This window comes from Novipirellula artificiosorum (assembly GCF_007860135.1).
In the GTDB taxonomy this organism is placed as follows: Bacteria; Planctomycetota; Planctomycetia; order Pirellulales; family Pirellulaceae; genus Novipirellula_A; species Novipirellula_A artificiosorum.
The window spans coordinates 61,721-79,122 of sequence record NZ_SJPV01000003.1; the positions used below are offsets into that span (position 1 = coordinate 61,721).

Below are 17,402 nucleotides of genomic sequence, written 5' to 3' on the forward strand. Positions count from 1 at the left end.
TCGGATAGAAGAATGGGGAACCGGATCGTTTAAACGCAAACTCAATCAACAACCACCCCAACACAACAGTCACTTGACAGCAGCAAACATTTCATAGAAGTGGACGAGGCTACGAGTCCCTTGATCCATTCTGTCGATGGGACTCGTAGCCTCCTGTTGATCACCCACAACTTTTATACGCCGAAGGCGTTTTAAGCCATTCGCCTGCGTTCGAGCGCAGCGAACACCGCCGGGATCGAACGTCACGTTGACGCCCGACCCCGAAGGGGGGGCGCGGCGCCGCCAAGCTGGGTTTTCTGCGACCACCTCCGGGGTCGCAATTCTTTTTTTCAATTGCTTTCCGTGGGTGCGCTACGCGACCCACGGCTAATTGCTTTGAATCCCTATCGGGAAAAAGAAAGGTGTCCTAGGGTGCGTTCTGCGGCTTCGCCGCCGAGCGACCCTGGGTTTGGCGGATAGATATTCTGCAGAAAAGGTGCCTGATCGAGCCATCATGCCGCGAAATCCGAGCTAGGTTTTTGCTAGTGATCTAGATTCCATTTCATTCGATTCTCTGCACGTATTGATGCTTCCTTGCCCCCACTGTTTCGGTCCAATGGAGTCGATGTTCGCGGCGGACGTCGAGATTGACCGCTGCATTCACTGTCAATCGGTTTGGCTCGATCCCGGTGAATTGAACGCGGTAGCGTCAGCGTCGCCGAACCAACTGGGGCACGTCAGCGTTTTGGAGTTAGCTGGATGTAAATTGCAGTGCCCTCGTTGCAACCACAACGATTTCTGTGCACTCGAGTTCGCGTCGCTGTCGGTCGCCCGTTGCAATGGTTGCGGCGGCGTGCATGTTGATAAGGGCACGCTTGAAAAACTCGCCGACACACGCCATGGTTCACAAACAGAAAAGAAACGCAAAGCAAGACCCCGAAAACGTAACGGCGCCAACCGCTCGAACAAAAACCAAAAATCGGTCATTCAAGAATCCGGCGAATGCGCGGGCGCATTCGTTGCAGACACGGTTGTCGGTGGTGTCATCGAATTGCTCATCACCGCAGTTCTTCATCTTTAATCGGCCGCCGCTAGCCCGGATTTTCCAGGAACTCACTATCTAGTTCGTTCAGGTCATCGCGGGGCAGGCGTGGAGGGTTATTCATCAGTCGAAACATATCCCCCGTAACCCTCTGTATGCAATCACCTTACATCGATTGAGAAAAAACAGACTTCGCATGTTGGAGTCGTAGGCTTTAACCGATTCAGCAAGGATCCAGCACGCAGTCGGCTAAAGCCTACAACTCCAACGAATAATCCGGGCTAGCGACAAAACCCCGGAGCGGTGCTCACTCGTTCCGAGAAATGATCAGCAAAGAGGATCGCTGGTCGTCGTCGCCGCTCGATTGCAACACCAACAGCGCCTTGCCGCTTGGCAAATCCTGATCGATCGTCAACGCTCGCGCCTCCAGCACCGGATAGCTGCCGGCGTTCGCTTGGCCGTCGGCTTTGCCATTGAGCTCAGGTTCAACCGACAGTCTCTCTTGAGATGAGAACTTCATCGAAATGGAAGTTAACGGGTCGCCGCTTGCGCTACGCTTCGTTGCCGCAGTCAACTCCATACGAATACCGGTCCAAAGTCGTTCGTCGACCCTTTCTCCATTCTCTTTTCGAAACTTAATCTCCTGTTCGTTGCCAACCGAGATCGACGCCGTCGTATGAGATTTCATCCTAACGGTTGGGCGAGACACAACATGAACCGTGCCGCGATTGCCCTTGGACGCCGCAATCCGCTCAACCGCCGCGGCTTCAACCACGGCCCAACGGACTCGCAATGGTCGATTTGGTTCAAGTGTACTCGTTAAATCACTAATGAAAAAAGTTGCTTCCGAGGTGTCATCGATCGGTTTCCAATCACGATTGACGTCTTGCAAATCAGCCCATGCACCTTGCAAGATCGAGCTGCGAAGCTCAATCAAGTCGCCCCGGCTTTGATCGTTTGCTGGTGCGGCAGGCACTACCTGCGTTTTCCCCAGCTTCTGACGTTTTTCAGTCAGGTAGTCCACAATCTCATCGTGAACCGACCAAGTGGTGGAAATCACGAGAGACAGATTTTGATGATAAGGACCCATCGTGCCGGCGCCACCGGCAGATTCCCATGTCTCTGGTGCAACCTTTTCGGTGAGCTCTGTCATCAGCGGCTCGAAATTGGTAAAAGACGTTATACTCAGTCTTGCTGCATAAGGCGATTCCAGAACGGACTGTTTGACAGTCAGCAAATCGCTGACACGATAAGTCCTTGGGTAGACTCTCGTATCCTCGGCAGAGATTTCGATTTCCGATTCAGATCCGCCTGTCGGTAATACGGATGCTTTGTCTTCCTGTGAGATTGGCTCAGTCGGTTTCGGTTTGTCTGGCGAGGCGGAAACGGACCATCGGGCGCCAGGCAACAGTAGCACGATCATCAGCAGCCATAGCAAACGGCATTTCCAAGGTTGAGTGGGACGTGAAAGATCGATTTTCATAAGAGCCTCCATGCGGTAAAGCGTTAAATGTGCGGGCCGGATCGCAGACGCAACCGGCAACGTGGGAACTGAGTTTTTCCAAAGCACGGTCGTTAACAGACCCTGGCGATAATCCGCTGGATCACATTGCAATAGCCGCACTGTGTCTTCGTCACAGCACTGCTCGATCGCGACCGACAATCGACGACTTGCTAGCCATACCAACGGGTGAAACCAGTTAAGCCAAACCGCAACGGTCTGCAGCCACCCAAGCCACAAGTCGCCACGACGGACGTGCATGATCTCGTGAGCGAGCAGCGGTCGCAATTGCTGGGAACTCAATCGCTCGGCCAACTTGCCCGGCATCGCGATGAGCGGATGGGTCGGGTGCATCGCAGCGGGGCCAAAACAACCACGTGTGACGATCAGACGGACCTTCGACGTGCGACGTGCTTGCCCGCCAAATCGAAATTGAACCTGGTCAAACGCCGATTCGAGTTGATCGATCCTGCGCGGCCAACGACGGCGTAATCGAAGACGTGTCCGACGAATTTGAAGGATGATTAAAGCGAAAACCGTCATCGCACCGACAAACCAAACCGCTGCGGCGCACCCGCTGAACGAATTCAACGTGAACAAACTCGGCGATGAATTGTGGCGTGGCGTTCTCGGTCGGTGATCCGCGGCGTTGACAGAAGTCGTCGTTACAATCGATGCTTCGGCTTGCGTCAGCACCGGCGTTAAGTTTTTGTGGTTCGACCACGCCCCGGGGCCACTCAATGCGGTCGGCCAAATCAAGCTGGGCATCAACGGCGGAACGATACATTTCAGCAGTACCACGGACCAAACCGCGAACTGCATCCGAGGGCGACGACGAAAAACCGTATCGGCAAGGAACCAGGCCACGAGCGCAACAATCGACAACTGGACGAGCTGTGCGGCAACGATGTTTTGAAGGTAATTCATCCTTGCCCCTTTCGCGTTGGGTCTGGCTCGATTTCGCTTAACAGTTTGCGAAGCTCGTCCAATTCGCTTGCGTCGATCCCGCGTTCTTCGATCAGATGCCGAACGAGTGGCATCGTTTCGCCACCAAAAAGGCGCTGGACCAAATCGTCAACGGTTTCACGAATCACGGTTCGCGGTTTCGTTTTAGACTTGTAGATCCGCACGCGACCCTTCAAAACGGACTTTGCGTAGCCTTTGCTTTGCAAACGCCGTAGATAAGTCTGAACCGTTGAAAAGTCGATATCACGCTGTGCCGCGATCGCCTCGTGAACATCGCGAACCGGCGACGGGCCGATCTCCCACAGCACCCGAGCCACTTCGATTTCACCCTTCGACAATCCAGGCCGATCAACCATAAATCCCTCTCTCGCGAACCCACCGTACGTACATTTGACTTGCGGCATTCTAAGCGTACAAGCGTACGTACCGCAAGAGGGAAAGAAATGCAGATTTCCATTCCCATGTTGTGAGGTTGTGCAGTTATTAAGTTGGGACTGTTGTAGTGTTTAGGCATCCAGCCCCGCGTCCCCAGCGGGAGGGGTCGAGCGCAGCGAGGGAGAGGAAAATCTTGTAAGTCTTTTTCAATCAACAACTTAAAAACTGCACGACCTCTTGCTAGGGGGCAGAGATAGCGGTCAGGCATTTGCATTGTGCGAAAGTTGCTGAGATATTCAGCAAACCATACTGCAAGCTGAAACCCTAACCTGGAGCATACCCATGCGAAACAACTTCCGGCGCACCATCGTGACAGCGTGCGTAGCACTATTTTGCCTAACGTGTGTCTCGTCCAGCACAACAACGGCGAAACCGGCAGCATCAGACGACGCGGCGCTGACCGGCAATGTCATACAATTCGTCGGACAAAACGCTGAGCAGACGAAGAACTTACGTGGTCGACTTCATGCGTGCATCTTCGATCGTGGTGAAAACGACCTTCTCTACATCGGAACGAAATATGGAATGTGGTCAAACGGCTCGTTCGATCTGACGGTAGAGGGGAAGGTGGTTCACTCGGCGAAACTCCCCTACCTTCTCTACAGCGGAACACTTGTTGACATCGGTAACGTGCTTGATGCAGATCCAAAGACCGGTGACGGCATCAAGATTGAGAACGTAAAGGGTTGGTTTAAATGATTGCGACATCTTGCTCGACCGAAAACCGGGGATCTCCATCCGAGTGGACGATCCCATTGCCGCTTTCGGACGGTTCCACTTCATCATTCGGATTACGCGATGAAACATTTTTCACTGTTGCTCGTAGTTGGCGTGATCTTGCTCGCAGTAGCGATGGCCTACGAGGTCGCTCGTCGTCGTGCAAAACATGGGAAGTTCCAATTCTCAATCCGTGGATTGCTTACCCTGGTCACGTTGATTTCCGCTAAGATCCTTGCCTTTGACCCCGCCACAGGAGAAGAGTTGTGGTCATGCGATGGCATCGCTCGTCTTTGCATTATCATGCGCGGATTATTCCTACACGGCGGAGAACCCGATACGGACCTACTCCTGCGGCTCAGCGATGTATGCCGTTCTGAGGCTGGAGGATTCGCAGAATGACGACCCCTGAACACTCCTTGGTTGGAATTCACGCCGCAATTGCAGTCGGTGCCCACCAGCGATTTGGCTGGGCTTTTGTCGCACTTGCAGGCATCGCCTCCAATCTTCCAGACTGGGACGGTCTGCCGATGCTTCTTGACATGGTAAGATTCGAACAGGGACATCGGGTATGGGGGCATAACATATTCTCGATCGTTCTGGCATCTCTAATTCTTGCCAGGCTGCAATACCGATTCCATTTCATTGAGGCTTTTACGGCGCGTTTGAAGAACTACTTGCCCAAAGAATTCGCGATGGAACCAGCAGGGATTGCCGCACCTTTTATAGCGCTGTTTATGGTTTGTGTCGCCGTGCAAACTATCCATCTGCCATGCGATATGGTCGTCTCCGGTGGGAATGGGTTGTCAGATTGGTACATCAGGCCGTTTTGGCCGATTTCAGACGTGGGATACGTTTACCCGTTGACTCCGTGGGGAGATATCGGTCCTACACTGATTATGATGTGTGGAGCGCTTACAATGGCAAAATACCCAAAGAGATTGCCGTTACAATCAACTGTTACCTTAGTCTTCTTGGGCTGCTATGTGCTGATCCGCGGTTGGGCACGTGGAATGCTCTAGCTGGAAAACGCACTCGATGAGCGGCAAGGATTGATTCGGCAACCGCGGTAAAACCGTCCACAAAGTGGCGATGTACAGCTAGTCAGAGCAAAATGCCACATCAATGACAGAACAGATCGGGCCTTTAAATGGACAAACATTCGTCGCCGCTACGTGATCGGTGACGTTCCCCTTACCGAGACAAGCACTTGTGAACGATCCGGTGCGTTACATTCAGCCTCATCCTGTCTTGGCTGTTCGCTCAGAGGTTCCATGCCAGTCCGGCCGAGTACAATATTGCGTGTGGGAGAATGACCACAATTACTGCTTGGGAGCTGATCACGATGAGACGACATGAGGGGCTTTTGTTTTGCCTGCTGCTACAGTTCTATGCATCGTTCACCGCAGCCGGTCAACAACCGGAGCCCATCAGCAATCCGGCCTACGAGAAGACGCTGAAAGGGATCCAGGCGGTGAAGACGCTCGCATACACGGTAACGGGATTCGCAAAGGGAAAGGGGGGATTCACCTTGAAAGATCCACCGCCCGTCTCCAAGCGTTGATCCCGCATTCGTTTCCAGTCGTACCAAGTACTCAAGCAATCCGGTGTAGAAACATGATTCAGCGAGTTTTCAACATTGCCCTCCTTTTCTCCTTTTGCGTTATGCTCAACGCTCACGCAGACACGCCAATCGAAGCGCATCGTCTTGATGCGCGGCTAGACGGCGTTTGGATCCTCAATTCAATGCAACGCGGTGGAGAGAAGGTAGAAGGTGACGATCTACCTGTGAGAATGCGCGGCACGACGCGGACAATCAAAGGAAATCAAATGATCCTCGCGCGTGGCGGCGCCCCCCGCCAATTGAAGTGCACCATTACGGTCGATACAAGCACGAAGCCCCATCAGATGGACATTTCAGTAGAAAAGGATGGCAAAGTTCAAGTGCTAAAGTGCATTTACGAAATCAAGGAAGACCAATTGAGAATCGCAGAAAACGTTACGGGACGACCAGAAACGTTCACCCCCGATCCCTCAGCAACCCGCACGTTGGTCACCACGTATGTGAGGCAAAGGCAATCATCGCGTTAGGCAAGCGGGAGACGCAGACCCCTTGCATCTCCGGGAGTCGAGCGTTCATATTCGCCCGAGGCCAATCAAGAATCTCTTCCCGCTCTGACTCCGCCATCCCTTGGCTGGTTGCTCCGCAGTAGGGCCAGTCTGTATTGAATGCGCCACAGATTCTGCGGAAGAGCCAAAAAAATGGCTTGAGCGAGGTAGCATTGCTTGGCCCTCTTGGAATGCCCCAACAGAGGCGGGGTGCAGTAGCAAGGACGTGTGGTCTATAATGCTTGAACGTGAAATGGGCATCAGGAACGAATCGCGGCAACCGTCCCGCAGGATGCTTTTCACGACTGATTGCTGACCCCCGTTTCGCCCTGGCCCCACTTTGCGCCTGCGTCACGAGTCCCAAACGTTATTGGAGTCCTACGACATGCACTCACGCACTGCGAACGTTGTTTTGGAAGAATCGTTTTTGAGTGTTCGCGCAAAGCTACTCGAAGTCGGCGCTGCGCTCGATCGCGTCGATCGTGCTTTGGAAACGGGATCACCGTTGGATGAAGATGTTAGCATCCGCCGAGATAAGATTGACGATGCCATTCGCTTGTTGCTGAGTGAACGTCCTGATCGCGCCGAGTGCATTCAGTTGCTATTTTCCCGAAGATACTCTCCTGGTTGGCGAGTCGATATGGCGATTGATTCGTAGTCACGACTGTCTCGAAAATTATGTCCCACTTTCACTGGCTACAAAGAGTTGAATCGGATGGATTACATTGACCCTCACATTCACATGGTTTCACGGATCACTGACGATTACGCAACCTTGGCAAGGATGGGCTGTGTCGCGGTCAGCGAACCCGCGTTTTGGGCCGGCTATGACCGCGGCAGCGTTGATGGGTTCCGAGATTATTTCCGGCAGTTGACGGAGGTGGAGCCCAAGCGAGCTGCCGCGTATGGGATCCAGCTGTTTTGTTGGCTTTGTATCAACGCGAAGGAAGCCGAGGATGTCTCGCTGTCGAGGGATGTGCTGGCGATGATCCCCGAGTTTTTGGATCATCCCAACGTGTTGGGTATCGGTGAAATTGGACTGAACAAGAACACCAAGAACGAATCCATCGTGTTCTTGGAGCATCTGGATTTGGCGGTTCGCTACAACCAATCGATCCTGATCCACACACCTCATTTGGAGGACAAGTTCCAAGGCACGCGGATGATCCTGGATATGCTTTGCGACGATTCGCGAATCGATCGGTCGCGAGTGCTTGTGGACCATGTCGAAGAACACACGATCGCCGAAGTGCTGGATCGTGGTTTTTGGGCCGGGATGACGTTGTACCCCGTTTCCAAGTGCACCCCAGAACGTGCCGCCGACATGATCGAGGTTTACGGTGTCGAGCGATTGATGGCGAATTCGGCGGGCGATTGGGGGCCAAGCAAGCCGACCGCCGTTCCCGATTTGATTTTCGAGCTTCGCCGCCGTGGGCACCGCGAATCGTTGATCCGGAAATTGGTTTACGAAAACCCGATCGAGTTCTTTTCGCAAAGCGACCACTTTCAGTTTGCGCCGCGTGATGGAAATCACGTGACGATTTAGTCTGGCCGCCCGGTGTCCGGGATCGGCCAAAAAGATCGCCCCTTTTAACCTCACCTTCCCCGTGCTCGACGCTTCCCAAGGAAGTGAGAATGGAACGAAGGTTCGGCGTTGTTCTCGCTTTCAAAACTCGACGCCCTCCGAGTTGTCGTCCCTAGCCTAATCCCAACGGTTGTCTCCATCATGTCACTCTCTTCACGCGAGCGAGTTCTTCGCAGCATTCGCCATCAGCCGACTGATTGTGTGGCGGTTGCTCCGTACATGTATGACGTTGCGGTTCCCGTTTCGGGCGTTTCGCTCTTAGATTTTTACACGATTCCCGAAGCGATGGTCAAAGCTCAATTGGCTTTGCATGACGCATTGGACCAAGACGTCATCGCGATTGGATCGGATAACTTTTACATTGCCGAGGGTTTTGGATGCCAAACGACTCGCGACCCCGATGAGCTGCCCGCGCTAACTCAACCGGCGGTGGATTCGTTGGCAGACGTTTTCAAGATCGGTCCGCTGGACCCCACGACCGATGGTCGCATGCCTGTGATGATTGAAGCAATCCGTCAAACCCGTCAAGCCGTTGGCGACGCGGTTGCGATCCGCTCACCGGGCACCGGGCCCTTTGCTTTGGCGTCCTACTTGGTCGGTTCGCAGCAGTGGCTCTACGAAGTCGGAATGTTCGAAGCGGGGATGAATGACGAGGCCGAAGCGGGGATTCAACATGCTTTAGAAATCGCCACCGAGTCGCTGATTCGATTTGGCAAAGCATGCTGGGATGCCGGTGCCGACGTGATCCATTGTGGTGATTCGCTCTCGTCTTGTGACATGATTTCGCCAAAAACCTACGAGCGATTTGCACTTCCCTACCAGAAGAAGGTGTTTCGGGCCTGGAAGGATCACGGAATCACGGGAGGGCTTTTGCATATTTGTGGCAACAGCACCAAAGTCTTGGATTTGTATGCGGATAGCGGTGCGGCATTGGTTGAGATTGACAACGTCGTTGACTTGTCCGTTGCCAAGCAGAGAATTGGTGACCGCGTGACGATCCAAGGAAATGTCCATACGGTCAACGATTTGCTGCAAGGGAACCCGGAATCGATGCGAGCGGCATGCCAGAAGTGCATCAAGGCGGCTGCTGGTGGTGGGGGCTTTATTCTCGGATCCGGCTGCATCGTCCCCCGCAATTCGCCGCTGGAGAACCTAAAAATGATGGTTCAAGTCGCCCGGGAAACGCGATTCGAAGATCTCGCGCTATGAGTGATACGGCTGCGATTGCGCCCGCATGCCCAGCGAGCAACAGGCAGTGATCTTGACGCAGGCGACAGGACGACAGAAAATCGGGTTCCCACCTCGAAACATCCCCGGAGCAAACATGTCAGACAACTCACCGGATCTCACCAAGCTATTTGACGCTGTGCTCGTTGGCGACGCGAAAGCAGCCCTGGAAATAACCAATGCAGCCCTCGCAGCTGGCGTGGATCCACAGTGTTTGATCACCGAACAAATGACCCCCGCGATGGACGAAGTTGGCAAACGCTTCGAAAACCACGAGTACTTCGTTCCGGAACTACTGATTGCCGCTCGAGCGATGAAGGGGGCCTTAGAAATCGTTCGCCCCCTGCTCGTTGACCGAGGGGTGGAGCCGGTCGGGCGAGTCGTGATCGGAACGGTCAAAGGTGACCTGCATGATATTGGCAAAGGCTTGGTGGCATCCATGCTAGAAGGGGGTGGCTTCGAAGTCACGGACCTTGGAGTCGATGTGTCGGCGGATACGTTTGTTGAGAAGGCACAGGAAGTCAACGCCAGTATCATCGCGGTGTCGGCGCTACTAACCACAACGATGACCGGCATGAAAGCGGTCGTCGAAGCGGTGCAAGCCGCGGGGCTTCAGCAGGCGTGTAAGGTGATCGTCGGCGGGGCACCGGTGACGCAGCAATACGCCGATTCGATCGGAGCGGATGGATACAGCAACAACGCCAGCGCCGCAGTGGCACTGGCACGTCAATTGGTTGCTTAGCTATCGCCGCAAATCCAACCCCGAAAAGGGGTCGCTTGGCAAGTCGGACGAGTCGTCGATGAGAGGTGCCACCGCGCCCGCATTTTCGCTGCGAATTGCGGCACGATACACATCGATCGTGCCGGCACGCAATTGCTCGCCGGCAGGCAACGGAAACCGGCCCAGCCCTTTACCTTGGTAGTTGACGTCCTCAATCATATTGGGGCTCTTTCCCGTTCGATCGATCGCAATCGATTGCAGACGCCACTGATGAACGGTTAACTCGTAACGTCGCTGTGGCGCTATCGATACCGCGACTTGATGGGTATCGATCGAGCCATCGAGCCGATAGGTTTCGTACGTATCGATCTTCTCGGCGACCGATTCCCGATTGAAAGTTTCTGTCACCACTTCTCCCGCAGGGATGCGAACTTGTCGATTGCCCGATCCGTCACGCAAATCCGTAATCGTCACGATCAATTCGCTATTGGATCCATTGCGAAGTCCAATTGCGACCGGTTCCAGCGGTGGCCCAGGAACAAGGCGTGAATCGACGATCACCGATTGCGGCGCAAACCGGCCTGGCAAGTGCCCGAAACCCGGATGCCACGCTGCGGGGGGCGAGGCAATCAAATTGATGCCGCTGGTGTAGTAACCGTAACCAAACCAAGGGGCTGGATAGATGCCTGCGCCCAGCAAACCAGGCGTATAGATGGGGACGAAGCCCCCGTGATGGAAGCCAGGGTGAAAACCGGGAAGATGACCTGGATGCAGCGGCGGACCAGGGGGCAGATGTTGATGCCGCGCAGGCCGAACCACCATCGTACTTCGACGGAAAAACGGCCGCAGATCATCTAAGTCGGCCATCATCATGAATCCATTGCCCGAACGAGGAAAACGCAGGACGCGATTCAACGTGGGGTGGAAATAACCGACAAAGCGGCCATCGACCGTATCAAAGGGGCGATCACGTCGGTACCGAAACCGTTGGCCATTGAGCATCCGAATCTGCATCGTCCCAGACGAGACCGCGATTTTGGCAGCAATCTGACCGTTTGGCTGGACCGCTTCGAAGTCCTGGCCAAATGCGACGCTTGCAACGAAAACAATAGCCGGAAATAACAAAATGGTTCGCATGATCGTCTCCCCCCGTTTCCATCATATACCCAGCAAAGGGAAGGGGAGGGGCCGAGGGGCGATATTTTTTTGCAATTCGATAGGGCAGAGCAAAGCCGATCGCAGATTATTCTTCGTCGAACATGTCGTCGGTGATGTCTAGATTCGTGCTAACGTTTTGAACGTCGTCATGGTCGTCGAGGGCTTCAAGCAGCCGCAGGACGGATTTGGCGACCGAGCCTTCGAGTTCGACCATCGTTTGTGCGATCTGGCTGATGGATGCCATTTCGGGTTCCAAGCCCGCTGCTTGAAACGCGTCGAGCAACGATGAGTAGGAATCCGGATCGCAAGTCACTTGGATCTTCCCCTCCTCCGATTCGACATCGTCGCCACCATTTTCCAACGCGATCTCGGTAACTTTTTCTTCGCAAACACTTTCGCCGTCAAACACGAACAAGCCTTTGCGATCGAACAGATAGGAGACGCAACCGGTATTGCCGATGTTGCCACCAAACTTGCCAAACATGCTGCGCAGTTCAGGCGTGGTGCGATTGCGATTGTCGGTCATCACTTCGCACATCACGGCGACACCGCCCGGGCCGTAGCCCTCGTACAGCAGTTCCTCGACTTCACCGCCATCCAGTTCGCCGGTGCCCCGCTTGATGGCCCGCTGGATATTGTCCTTGGGCATGCTGAGCGCTTTTGCATCATCGATCGCTTTGCGAAGTCGGATGTTCGCGTCGGGATCGCCGCCGCCGGTCTTTGCCGCAACGATGATCGCCTTACTTAGCTTGCTCCACATCTTTCCGCGTTGGGCATCGACGCGACCTTTTCGATGTTGGATGTTTGCCCATTTTGAGTGACCGGCCATGACTGCTTCGACTATCTATCTCGGTTTACGTTTGGTTAATTTACGACTACTCGATTTCTTTGAGCTGGTTTTCGCTACGGACGACGAAGCGCTCTTCGACTTCTTGGATGCCTTTTTCGCTGTTTTGCTGGGCTCCTCCGGTTTGCTTGCCGCCGTCTTTTTCGGCGTCACTTTTTTCGGTGCCACGTTCTTTTTCGCTGGCGGTGCTTCTGCCGCCTCGGGCTTCGAAGTCTTCGTCTTCTTTGCGGCTTTCGGGTCGGCCGCTTTCGGACTCGTTGCCTTCGATGCCGCCGTGTCGGCCGGCTTTGCGGAAGCCTTTTTGTTCGACGGCTTTTTCGGCTTCGCCTTGGCTGCTTTTTCCGCTTCCGCTTGAGCGATTTCCTCCGCCTCGTCCTCTGCGGCCTGAGCTGCTTTTCGCGCCGCGACCCGTTTCTTGGCGGCCTTCTTTCCCGTGATCCATTCGTCGAGTCGTTTGCTCGATCCTTTGGCTACCTCGTCGACGAGAGCTCGCGACTTCTTGTCCTTCGTGCTGATGCTGAGCGAGACAGCCGCTTGATGCAACAAATCGGAAAACTCGATGCCCTTGCTCTTCGGGATTGCTCGTTCCAATCCCGGTACCTTTCCGGCCGCCGCCTCGGTTTGCGAAGCAATTTCGGTAACCATCAAGATCACCATCGCCGAATAGTCAACCGGAATGGAGTGCCCCCCCAATCCGTGTTGGACCGTATAGCTGAGCACAAACGGCGTGACACCTGGCATTTTTTCGAACTTGGCAACCGCTTTGCCCAAGTTTTCTTTCTTCAAATGGTCAATGTCAAACGTGTAGAACTCCTCAAACACCGACTGCAAATTGCTCTTGATTCGTGTCGCGGCTTTCACCGCATCCGGCAAGCGGGACAACACTTGGGCCAATTCGCTGATCGTCGTGACGCGGACTTCATTCCAATCAAAGAAATCCTGCTCACATTTCGCCATGCCCTCATCGGCAAGTTCCGCCGGTGCATCCTGTAACAGCGAAGCGTACAACAAATGCTCCAGCAACGGACGCGTAGGTTGAGTCGGCGACGGCGAATAGTGCTTTTTTAATGCAGCGAACAGTTTGTTGATTAACGTGGCACGGTTACTAGCAGACATCTTGCAGTATCGATGGGGAAGGAATGGGGTGTTTTAACAATGGTCTCTTGGCACTTCGGCAGGTCTAAAAAAATCAAAGGTCAGACGACTTCACATCGTGATCGCCGTCGGTCGATCCGTCCATCGTGTCCTCCTGCAACTCCTCCTCATCCTGGGGTTCCCTGTCGTCCTGGGGCTCCACATCCCCCTGATTTTCCAAGTCGTCCTCGGTGGATCCTGTCTCGCCTTCTTGTTCTTGACGAATCTTGGCTAACAATTCGCCCACGACCAGCGCGTTGTGAGCCCCCTTGTCGAGCGTGAAGGACAACTTCGGGGTGTACCGAGATTCGATTCGCTTGGCGATTTTACTTTGTAAAAAACCGGCAGAGTTTTCGAGTCCTCTCAACGCCAGTTGTTGTTGGGCTTCGTTCCCCATCACGCTTACGGCAACCTTCGCTTCTCGCATGTCCGGCGTCACCTGGACTCCGATCACCGTGACATCCTTGACTCGCGGATCACGCAATTGGGTCAGAATCGTCGAAGCAACGACTTCGCGAATGGCTTCGGCAGCTTTCAAGAGACGACGAGTGGACATGGACAGCAGGAAGAAGTTTGAAGGTGGAAGTGTGACAAAAGGAAACGAGTTGCTGCGGGCGGAGTCGGAGAAGATGCTGTCGCTTGCCAGAGCCTTGGCATGCAGGGCGCCCTTGGGGGCCGTGTCACCATCGGCAGCGTAGACTAGGGCAAGCGTGCCCGAGGCTACGATGAGCCCACTCGGTGCGATCGCTCGCCGTCGCACAACGAACGACAGCGAGTCCAATCCGCTGTGTGGGCAAACTAATCGAGCGTTCGGGCGACCTCTTCGATTCGATACGCCTCCAGAACATCGTCTTGCTTGATATCGTTGAATCCATGCAACCGGATCCCGCATTCCATTCCTCGCGGAACTTCTTTGACGTCTTCCTTCACACGTTTGAGTGAATCGAGCGGATAATCACCGATGGTGCGACCATCGCGGTGGACCCGCACGCGGCAACCTCGTTGGAACATTCCCTGAGCGACATAACAACCTGCGATGGTTCCGATGCGGCTAATCTGGAACACCTGTTTGACCAGAGCCCGTCCCAGTTCGACGACCCGTTCCTCGGGTTTCAGTCGCCCTTCAATCATCGCCTTGATGTCGTCGGTCAACTTGTAAATCACCTCATAGCGTCGGATTTGAACGCCACGTTCTTCGGACAATGAACGAGCCAGTTCGTCGGGGATCACGTTGAAGGCTAAAATCACCGCGTCCGAGGCTGAGGCCAACGTCACATCGGCCAACGTCACACCGCCCACGCTTCGTTGCAACACGCGAATCTCGACCTCGGGATGATCGAACTTGGTCAATTCCTTGTCGATGGCTTCGAGCGAGCCCTTGACGTCGGCACGCACGATCACGTTCAGCTTTACCTTGTCTTCGGACACGCCCAATCGGCCGCCCTGCAACATCTCTTGGAAGTTTTCAAACGAAACCTTGGTTGTGCTGCCAGACAAGCTCTCGCGATTGCTGGTTGCTGCTCGGCTCGCAGCAATCTCGCGTGCTTTGGAAATGTCTTCGAGCACGTGGAATCGGTCGCCGGCGCCCGGTGCTTGGTCCAACCCCATCACATTAACCGGAGTACTCGGTCCGGCTTGCTTGACCTCTTTACCGGTCAACGTATCCCGCATTGCTCGGACTCGGCCGTGGGACGGACCACAAACCACAATGTCACCCACTCGGAGGGTGCCACTTTGCACGATCAGTTTCGCCACCACACCTCGGTCGCCTTGTTGTTCGGATTCCAAACAAACGCCGATCGCGTTGCGGTCGGGGTTGGCGGTGTATTCGTTCATTTCCGCGATGGTCAACAACGTCTCGAGTAGCTCGTCCATCCCGGTGCCCTTGATCGCACTGGTCCGGATCACTTCGACATCGCCACCCCATTCACTTGGGGTGAGTTGATGCTCGGTCAATTGAGTCAGCACGCGATTGGGATCGACCCCTTCTAAGTCACACTTATTCAGTGCCACCACGATCGGCACTTCCGCCGCTTTCGCATGGCTGATCGCTTCTTCGGTTTGCGGCATGATTCCGTCGTCCGCAGCAATCACCAACACTGCGATATCGGTCACGTTGGCACCGCGAGCACGCATTTCGGTAAACGCTTCGTGGCCTGGCGTGTCAACAAAGGTCACCGATCGGCCATCCTTGTCGACCTCATAGGCGCGAATATGCTGAGTGATCCCGCCCGCTTCGCCACTGACGACATCGATACCGATCAGGTAATCGAGCAAACTGGTTTTGCCGTGGTCGACATGACCGAGGAAGGTGACGATCGGCGGTCGAGCGATCAGACTCTCGGCAGTATCCTCGATCGATTCGAGGCCCGAGATCACTTCGTCTTCGAGCGTCTCCGATGCCTTCAGCTCGATATCGAGCTCCATTTCGGTCGCAATCAACTCGGCGGTATTAAGATCCAATTCCGAATTGATGTTGATCATCATTTGCATGCCCATCAGCACGCGAAGCACCTGCGCGACCGGGACTCCGGCGGCTTCGGAGAAACTTCGAACGGTGCATGGCAATTCCAGTTCGACCTTTTCCTTTCGGGGTGCCGCGGTGTTGGTGCCTTTGCGTTTGAGCGTCCGACGTTGGTAGCGAGATTCGCGAGCGTTGCCGCCTCCCATTCGATCGAACGAATCGTTTTGCTTGCGGCGTCCGCCGCCGCCTCGAGACCGTTCGGCCCGAGCGCTGGCCATCCCCGCAATCCCTTTCTTGCGAGGTTTTTCTTCTTCCACCTCAGGGCCGCGGCCGCCTTTTCGTCCTTTTTCGCCCGTGAACCCACTCAATCCGCCACTGCCGATCTTGCGCGTCCCGCCGCGTTTGCTTTCCGAGTCCTCCGCAGCCAATTGCTCGAGCGGGGCCTTCATCCCTTGCTTGTGACCGGCAATCACATCTTTACTGAGCTTGATATCGGGCTTCTGGGCTTTGGGTTCGCCAGGAGCTGTCTTGGGCATTGCCGTTTCAGGTGCGTCTGGCAACGAGGCCATTTTGACGTTGATTCGGGGTTCGCGTCGTTTCGGCTTCGAACCTTGCTTGCCACCGGCGCCAACTTTCTTGTCGCCCCCCAATCCCGCTGGTCGGTCGAGCGATCGGATCGGCCCCCCGGCTGAAGCAGAAGCATCGCGACGAATCGGCGCGACCGGCTCGGAGGTCTTCTTCGGTAAGGCCTTGCTGCCAAAGCCAATCTTGTTTGCGACGCGCGACGCCAAACTGGGGGTGGCCTCTTCGGCAGGCGAACTTGCCGCCGCCGCAGGCTTTTCGGCGGCCGGCTGACCTGCCCTGCTGAGCGGCCCCGTATTTCCCGTTGACCCCGCTTTACTCAACGGACCCGCTCCGCTGAGCGGCGCCGAGGAAGCGGCGGCAGGTTTCTCAGCACTCACCACCTTGGCGGCCACGTCGGTCGTTGGCGCCGTGGGTTTCTCTTCGCTCGGCTTTGCGTCCGAGGCGGTGCCAAAAAGGGGTGAACGGATCGGGGCGGGCGTGGCCTGTTTCGATCCCCCGGCAGTCGATTTAGCAGCCTTGCTCGAGGGGCGACTGATTTTGATCGCGACCGGCTTCCGTTCTTGAGGAACGACCGAATCGCGGACTGCCGCCATCGGCGCAGCCGCCTTGGGGCTTGCCATTTTCGGAGGTGCAGCTTTCGAAGCGCCAGCGAGGTGTTCGCGGACTTTGACGACCTCGTCATCGGAAAGGCTGGCAAGCGCCGAACCTTTACCGGTGATGCCGACTTTTTTCACCAGATCAACGAGATCTTTGCTGTCTAAATTCAGTTCTTTTGCGAGCGCGTAAATGCGTGCGGGCACGGGGTAGGAATCCTGTCAGTTTCGTTATGGGAGCCGGTAACGCCGATCGGCCCCGAACGACTGCTGCGTCGGACCAGGATCGGCACGCTTTGCTGTACGATCAACCGTATCGCAACGAACAAACGCTGTTCA

17 protein-coding genes are annotated in these 17,402 nt (G+C 55.1%); 10 read left to right on the plus strand and 7 right to left on the minus strand.

The genetic code is table 11. From position 1 onward, the window contains the following. Positions 1-565 precede the first annotated feature (565 nt). A complete protein-coding gene (locus tag Poly41_RS35405; protein WP_146525911.1) occupies positions 566-1,060 on the plus strand; it encodes a TFIIB-type zinc ribbon-containing protein in 495 nt (164 codons plus the stop codon). A gap of 268 nt (positions 1,061-1,328) precedes the next feature. On the opposite strand, the gene Poly41_RS09655 is transcribed toward Poly41_RS35405, so the two are convergent. Then, the gene (locus tag Poly41_RS09655; RefSeq protein WP_146525913.1) at positions 1,329-3,449 is read right to left on the minus strand and encodes a M56 family metallopeptidase; all 2,121 of its coding nucleotides are present in this window, start codon (positions 3,447-3,449) and stop codon (positions 1,329-1,331) included. After that, the gene (locus tag Poly41_RS09660; protein ID WP_197231193.1) at positions 3,446-3,892 is read right to left on the minus strand and encodes a BlaI/MecI/CopY family transcriptional regulator; all 447 of its coding nucleotides are present in this window, start codon (positions 3,890-3,892) and stop codon (positions 3,446-3,448) included. Before Poly41_RS09660 ends, Poly41_RS09655 begins: the two co-directional genes overlap by 4 nt. Before the next feature lie 313 nt (positions 3,893-4,205). On the opposite strand from Poly41_RS09660, the gene Poly41_RS09665 reads away from it, so the two are divergent. From Poly41_RS09665 to Poly41_RS09705, 9 genes are all read left to right on the plus strand, one after another. Then, complete coding sequence (locus tag Poly41_RS09665) at positions 4,206-4,622, plus strand: hypothetical protein (RefSeq protein ID WP_146525915.1); 417 nt, start codon at positions 4,206-4,208, stop codon at positions 4,620-4,622. A gap of 99 nt (positions 4,623-4,721) precedes the next feature. After that, a complete protein-coding gene (locus Poly41_RS09670) occupies positions 4,722-5,042 on the plus strand; it encodes a hypothetical protein (protein ID WP_146525917.1) in 321 nt (106 codons plus the stop codon). Then, on the plus strand, positions 5,039-5,662 hold the full coding sequence (locus Poly41_RS09675; protein WP_146525919.1) for a metal-dependent hydrolase: 624 nt from the start codon (positions 5,039-5,041) through the stop codon (positions 5,660-5,662). The genes Poly41_RS09670 and Poly41_RS09675 overlap by 4 nt, the downstream gene beginning before the upstream one ends. Before the next feature lie 323 nt (positions 5,663-5,985). Beyond that, positions 5,986-6,204, plus strand: a complete 219-nt coding sequence (locus Poly41_RS09680; protein ID WP_146525921.1) for a hypothetical protein — start codon at positions 5,986-5,988, stop codon at positions 6,202-6,204. A gap of 101 nt (positions 6,205-6,305) precedes the next feature. Continuing rightward, positions 6,306-6,731 (plus strand): TIGR03067 domain-containing protein, encoded by a 426-nt coding sequence (locus Poly41_RS09685; protein WP_261344895.1) that lies wholly within the window; start codon positions 6,306-6,308, stop codon positions 6,729-6,731. Between the two features lie 403 nt (positions 6,732-7,134). Further along, a complete protein-coding gene (locus Poly41_RS09690; RefSeq protein ID WP_146525925.1) occupies positions 7,135-7,407 on the plus strand; it encodes a hypothetical protein in 273 nt (90 codons plus the stop codon). Positions 7,408-7,464: 57 nt separating this feature from the next. Then, positions 7,465-8,295: a TatD family hydrolase gene (locus Poly41_RS09695; RefSeq protein ID WP_146525927.1), complete on the plus strand. Its 831-nt coding sequence runs from the start codon at positions 7,465-7,467 to the stop codon at positions 8,293-8,295. Positions 8,296-8,475: 180 nt separating this feature from the next. Beyond that, positions 8,476-9,543, plus strand: coding sequence for a uroporphyrinogen decarboxylase family protein (locus tag Poly41_RS09700; RefSeq protein ID WP_146525929.1), 1,068 nt, complete (start codon positions 8,476-8,478; stop codon positions 9,541-9,543). Positions 9,544-9,658: 115 nt separating this feature from the next. Next, positions 9,659-10,303 (plus strand): corrinoid protein, encoded by a 645-nt coding sequence (locus Poly41_RS09705; protein WP_146525931.1) that lies wholly within the window; start codon positions 9,659-9,661, stop codon positions 10,301-10,303. Here the strand turns inward: Poly41_RS09705 and Poly41_RS09710 are convergent, their stop codons facing one another. The 5 genes from Poly41_RS09710 to infB form a co-directional block, all read right to left on the minus strand. Then, complete coding sequence (locus Poly41_RS09710) at positions 10,304-11,419, minus strand: hypothetical protein (protein WP_146525932.1); 1,116 nt, start codon at positions 11,417-11,419, stop codon at positions 10,304-10,306. It abuts the gene before it with no gap. Between the two features lie 106 nt (positions 11,420-11,525). Beyond that, positions 11,526-12,269, minus strand: coding sequence for a YebC/PmpR family DNA-binding transcriptional regulator (locus Poly41_RS09715; RefSeq protein WP_146525934.1), 744 nt, complete (start codon positions 12,267-12,269; stop codon positions 11,526-11,528). 15 nt (positions 12,270-12,284) lie between these two features. Beyond that, on the minus strand, positions 12,285-13,403 hold the full coding sequence (locus Poly41_RS09720; protein WP_146525936.1) for a hypothetical protein: 1,119 nt from the start codon (positions 13,401-13,403) through the stop codon (positions 12,285-12,287). A 73-nt stretch (positions 13,404-13,476) separates the two neighbouring features. Then, positions 13,477-13,977, minus strand: a complete 501-nt coding sequence (rbfA, locus tag Poly41_RS09725; RefSeq protein WP_146525938.1) for a 30S ribosome-binding factor RbfA — start codon at positions 13,975-13,977, stop codon at positions 13,477-13,479. 242 nt (positions 13,978-14,219) lie between these two features. After that, a complete protein-coding gene (gene infB, locus Poly41_RS09730) occupies positions 14,220-17,270 on the minus strand; it encodes a translation initiation factor IF-2 (protein ID WP_146525939.1) in 3,051 nt (1,016 codons plus the stop codon). Positions 17,271-17,402 lie beyond the last annotated feature (132 nt).

Bases quoted from the DNA above. Each gene is read 5' to 3' on its own strand.
- Poly41_RS35405 (WP_146525911.1), top strand. From the start codon at position 566: ATGCTTCCTTGCCCCCACTGTTTCGGTCCAATGGAGTCGATGTTCGCG.
- Poly41_RS09655 (WP_146525913.1), bottom strand. From the start codon at position 3,449: ATGAATTACCTTCAAAACATCGTTGCCGCACAGCTCGTCCAGTTGTCG.
- Poly41_RS09660 (WP_197231193.1), bottom strand. From the start codon at position 3,892: ATGCCGCAAGTCAAATGTACGTACGGTGGGTTCGCGAGAGAGGGATTT.
- Poly41_RS09665 (WP_146525915.1), top strand. From the start codon at position 4,206: ATGCGAAACAACTTCCGGCGCACCATCGTGACAGCGTGCGTAGCACTA.
- Poly41_RS09670 (WP_146525917.1), top strand. From the start codon at position 4,722: ATGAAACATTTTTCACTGTTGCTCGTAGTTGGCGTGATCTTGCTCGCA.
- Poly41_RS09675 (WP_146525919.1), top strand. From the start codon at position 5,039: ATGACGACCCCTGAACACTCCTTGGTTGGAATTCACGCCGCAATTGCA.
- Poly41_RS09680 (WP_146525921.1), top strand. From the start codon at position 5,986: ATGAGACGACATGAGGGGCTTTTGTTTTGCCTGCTGCTACAGTTCTAT.
- Poly41_RS09685 (WP_261344895.1), top strand. From the start codon at position 6,306: ATGCTCAACGCTCACGCAGACACGCCAATCGAAGCGCATCGTCTTGAT.
- Poly41_RS09690 (WP_146525925.1), top strand. From the start codon at position 7,135: ATGCACTCACGCACTGCGAACGTTGTTTTGGAAGAATCGTTTTTGAGT.
- Poly41_RS09695 (WP_146525927.1), top strand. From the start codon at position 7,465: ATGGATTACATTGACCCTCACATTCACATGGTTTCACGGATCACTGAC.
- Poly41_RS09700 (WP_146525929.1), top strand. From the start codon at position 8,476: ATGTCACTCTCTTCACGCGAGCGAGTTCTTCGCAGCATTCGCCATCAG.
- Poly41_RS09705 (WP_146525931.1), top strand. From the start codon at position 9,659: ATGTCAGACAACTCACCGGATCTCACCAAGCTATTTGACGCTGTGCTC.
- Poly41_RS09710 (WP_146525932.1), bottom strand. From the start codon at position 11,419: ATGCGAACCATTTTGTTATTTCCGGCTATTGTTTTCGTTGCAAGCGTC.
- Poly41_RS09715 (WP_146525934.1), bottom strand. From the start codon at position 12,269: ATGGCCGGTCACTCAAAATGGGCAAACATCCAACATCGAAAAGGTCGC.
- Poly41_RS09720 (WP_146525936.1), bottom strand. From the start codon at position 13,403: ATGTCTGCTAGTAACCGTGCCACGTTAATCAACAAACTGTTCGCTGCA.
- rbfA (WP_146525938.1), bottom strand. From the start codon at position 13,977: ATGTCCACTCGTCGTCTCTTGAAAGCTGCCGAAGCCATTCGCGAAGTC.